Annotated in this window: 4 protein-coding genes and 1 pseudogene; 1 reads left to right on the top strand and 4 read right to left on the bottom strand. The window is 45.4% G+C overall.

The annotated features are described in order from the left end of the window. Positions 1 to 255 (top strand): DUF1731 domain-containing protein (locus AC1DSE_RS32315; protein ID WP_477528840.1); only part of this gene is annotated, 255 nt, incomplete at its 5' end. Positions 256 to 264: 9 nt separating this feature from the next. Here AC1DSE_RS32315 and AC1DSE_RS32310 read toward each other — a convergent pair. The 4 genes and pseudogenes from AC1DSE_RS32310 to AC1DSE_RS32295 form a co-directional block, all read right to left on the bottom strand. Beyond that, entirely contained in the window at positions 265 to 1833 is a 1569-nt protein-coding gene (locus AC1DSE_RS32310) for a DUF6382 domain-containing protein (RefSeq protein WP_477511552.1), read from the bottom strand. A 31-nt stretch (positions 1834 to 1864) separates the two neighbouring features. Beyond that, the gene (locus AC1DSE_RS32305) at positions 1865 to 2377 is read right to left on the bottom strand and encodes an A24 family peptidase (protein WP_477511553.1); all 513 of its coding nucleotides are present in this window, start codon (positions 2375 to 2377) and stop codon (positions 1865 to 1867) included. Positions 2378 to 2410: 33 nt separating this feature from the next. After that, on the bottom strand, positions 2411 to 3382 hold the full coding sequence (locus AC1DSE_RS32300; protein ID WP_477511554.1) for a TadE/TadG family type IV pilus assembly protein: 972 nt from the start codon (positions 3380 to 3382) through the stop codon (positions 2411 to 2413). Next, positions 3348 to 3736: pseudogene (locus AC1DSE_RS32295) on the bottom strand (hypothetical protein); the annotation flags it as partial. The pseudogene AC1DSE_RS32295 and the gene AC1DSE_RS32300, both read right to left, overlap by 35 nt.

Genomic DNA, 3736 nt, shown 5'->3' with positions numbered 1-3736 from the left:
ATTGATGGACCCATCAATGCTTCTTCACCTGAACCTGTAACAAATGATTCATTTGGTCGAGCCATTGGCAAAGCAATGGGCCGGCCTCATTGGTTCCCGGTTCCAGCTTTTGTGATGCGAACTTTATTTGGTGAAATGTCCACACTTCTATTAGACGGACAGCGAGCTTTGCCAAGCAGAGCGCTTGAAAACGGGTTTGTGTTCCGCTATCCAACGGTAAATAGTGCAATGGAAGAACTTGTAGGACAAGGTTAGCTTCATTTCTTATTCCGATTTCAGCACATACGCTGGTCCTTGCTCGCCTGCAAGATGGATGACATCTCCTATCGATAGCTTATAGCTTTTATAAGGGATCATCATTTGTCCATTTAGCAGGCTTCCATTCCGGGAACCTAAGTCTTTCGCTTTATATTCACCCTCTAAGATTTCAATTTCCAAATGAAGCCGCGATATACCGCTTGCCCCCTCTGCATAACTTACCTGCTCTCCCGAACGCCCAATTTTAAAGCTTCCTTCTTGTAATTCTATCCTGTTCTCCTGACTCTTCCACCTCCTTTGGAGCCATACTGACGATTCACCTAAACCCTCCAATGACTGATTATTTCCTAGCAATACTGTTGGTTCTGCTATATGAGAAACGGGATTTGCTGCAACAACATGCAGCGAGGCCGCCGACTGAGACTCGAATAATTCGCTCTGATCCTCTGGCGGTTTAATAGCTGGCGCCTCGACAGAATCATCATTTGCATGAGCACGATTAAGCCCTGGAAATAGTCCAGAGTGGAACGATGACTCTTCTATCATTTTTTCCGATTCGTCGTAGTCTGCTTCGTCATTTGTTTTCTTTTTCCAAACTAGCATAACGGCTGCTAATAACAGCAAGGAAATGCCCGAGCTGATCAATAAGCTCTGCCTACCAGCAGCTTCAAAATAAACAAATCGCCAAACACATGCAAGTGCTACGACAATAATTGCTGTTCCGATCCATTTTTTCTTTGTTTCCGGTTCATCGTCTTCCCTATCCAAAGGGTCAGCATACTGTTTTGAAAATAATTCATGATCCTTAAACTCTTCCATTATAGGGGCGGAGTATGAACGCAATGAAGGGTTTGGTATTTGAACCCGCCCTTTTTCATCGCTATTCGTCAACTCAGATCGCTGCTGCCAATCTAATAGTGGATTTTTTTGCGTTGGAGCAGGTTTTGCTGCTTGCTGCATCTCCGGCTTCTCTATTGCCTCGTATCGCTGGTTCGATGAAGATGAAGCTTCCCCTATGAGTTCCAACAGCGTCGCCCGCAGCTCTTCAAGAGGCCATCTCTTGCCGAAATGCTGAAGCACACGCTTTAATCCTTCCCCATCAATGCGGTCTACATAAGAGGTGAAACGCACAATTAACGCCAAGAGATCGCCCGCTCCTTTTGTTTGTTCAGCAGTCCCCTCCATTATTGGAATATAAGCAAGCCGTATATCATGAAGCTTTTCTCCAATAAAAATATATTGTTCATCAAGCAGACAGCCCTCTGGCCGCAGCATATAATGCCTGCATTCGAATAACGCATCCGCAACGCCTAATATTAGCATGTAGTATTGCTCCATCGAGAGCTGCTGTTGCTGCAGCCTGTGCAAAAGCATTCTCATTCCTGAAAGCTTGTATCGGAATGTAACCTTGCTATCCAGCTCGAACCAATCAATAGGCAGCAGATAGGGAATTCGTTCGCTATGAAGCATATGAAGCTCAATTTCATCAAGTTCGCTTCTATACAAGCCACTCTCTCGATCAATAATCATCTCATGCGACTGATCCATAGCAAAATCAATCCGAAAGCTTTTCATTTCTCAAATTCCCCCCTTGTAACATGAAAACTTAGCTGAAAATGGACCATACGGTAACAGCAGCGGGTGCAACCGCCAACATAAACGGAAATTTTTTGCCTGATTCCGCCCATTGCAGCCACTGAAGCTTCCTATACCCTGCCACTGGCACGACAAATGCGGTTACATCAGCAGCCATTCTTTTCCCGAATGCACGATTTACAATGACAAGAAACACGCCAATTGCACCAGCATATAAGATGGCATAAAACATCATCTGCAACACCAACCATACTCCCACCCAAGCTCCCAATGCGCCAAACAGCTTTACGTCGCCAGCACCTATTCCTCGGGCAAGATGAAGCAGCAGCAAAGGAATAAATCCGGTTAAAGCGCCAACTGCTGCAATTGCAGCTCCTTCCAAACCGCTGATAGCAGTATGATAAATAAATGCAGCGGAGAAAAAAGTCACAGTCAGCCAATTCGGTATAATTTGAGCCTTTAAATCCGTATAGAGAGCAATCATTAAAAACACTGCAACAACAGCTATTACAATAAACTCCATGGCGACTCCCCTCCAAGGCGGCTAAGTCTTTCCTTACTTTCTATCGCTGCTCTTCTCAACGACAAAATGCATCGACACTTGATTGTTTTCCTTATTCACCTCTGAAGCTTTAAGCTCCCATGTGCCAGGAGTTGTATTTCCGGATACATGCCAGGTCCATTTGATATAGCCATCTGGATCGGCAACTGCTTCACCAAGATGTTTCGCTTTGCTTGAGCCGCTTTTATAAGTAACACCCAAAGAAATCGCAGCACCCGGCAGCGTTTTCACTGTAACGGCAGCTTTCTTGCCAGGTCGGAGCGGATTTGGCTCAATAGAAACGATTTGTATCGGAATGTTTTCTTGATCATTTTTGTTTTCACCATATCTTGCTGGTGCGGCGTCACTTATCCAAACACGTTCGGAGGCTTGCTCTTTAAGGACAATCGGTTTACCGTAAAAAGGCAGCTTTAACGGAAAGTCATATTCCACCTCGATAGCTAGATTCGGCTCATGCTCTTTATTTAGATCCGGAAGCGATAACCAGCTCAGCCTTATCTTCTGGGGATCAATAATGGCTGCATCAGAAAGTTCACTTATTAACGGCTGAATAACAGATCTGCCTATTTCAGTAGCGGCCATATTTTGAATCGGACGAAAATCTCCTCGCAATGTAGATGAAACCAAAGCTCCTGCGGGTGAAGGCAGCCATTCAGCCGCTTCTGCGGCAATCTCACTCCATGAAGATAAAGGAATATTTCCTTTGGAAGGCAGCGGAACGACGGCTGATGCCTGCTGCCAAGCAAGTTCTACTGGATAGATATGTGCCGCCATTTGCCTTACGGTCTGAGAAGCAGCAGAATGCAGTGCCAACTGTACCGCACATAAACGAATGAGCATGACGAAGACTAGCAGCACAACAATAACCATAGGCATAACTAATGCAGCTTCTACGACTATCGAACCTTGTTCCTGCTTAAGGCGTCGACATTTAATAAGACCAGCCCATCGTTTGTGTCGTTTCATAACGGTTGCCTACAACCTTTCCTTCCAGAAGTCCGACTGCTCCCAGCGTCCGAATTAATCCGGGTATGAACCAAAGCTCCATCGAAACGGCTGCTTCTCCTGTCACTCCGCTCGGGACTGCAGAGAGAATCGTCCCACTGTTTAGTTCGATGGCTGCAATCATCCGGGCCAGACTTGCCCCATCATCGGCACCATGCATCAGTATAAAAAGACGTAAATAATCCGTATATGAAAGCTCTACTTTTATGTATTTGGAAAGTGGGGCAGACCCTCGTTCAGTGAAAGCAAGCATATCCTCGATCGATTTCTCTAATCCATAAATAAGCGCAGCTGATAAGATAAGCAATGGATGGC

The sequence above is a fragment of the Paenibacillus sp. 01L418 genome (assembly GCF_056400045.1).
The sequence above is the reverse complement of the archived record's forward strand: the minus strand, read 5'-3'. Positions and strand labels throughout refer to the sequence as shown.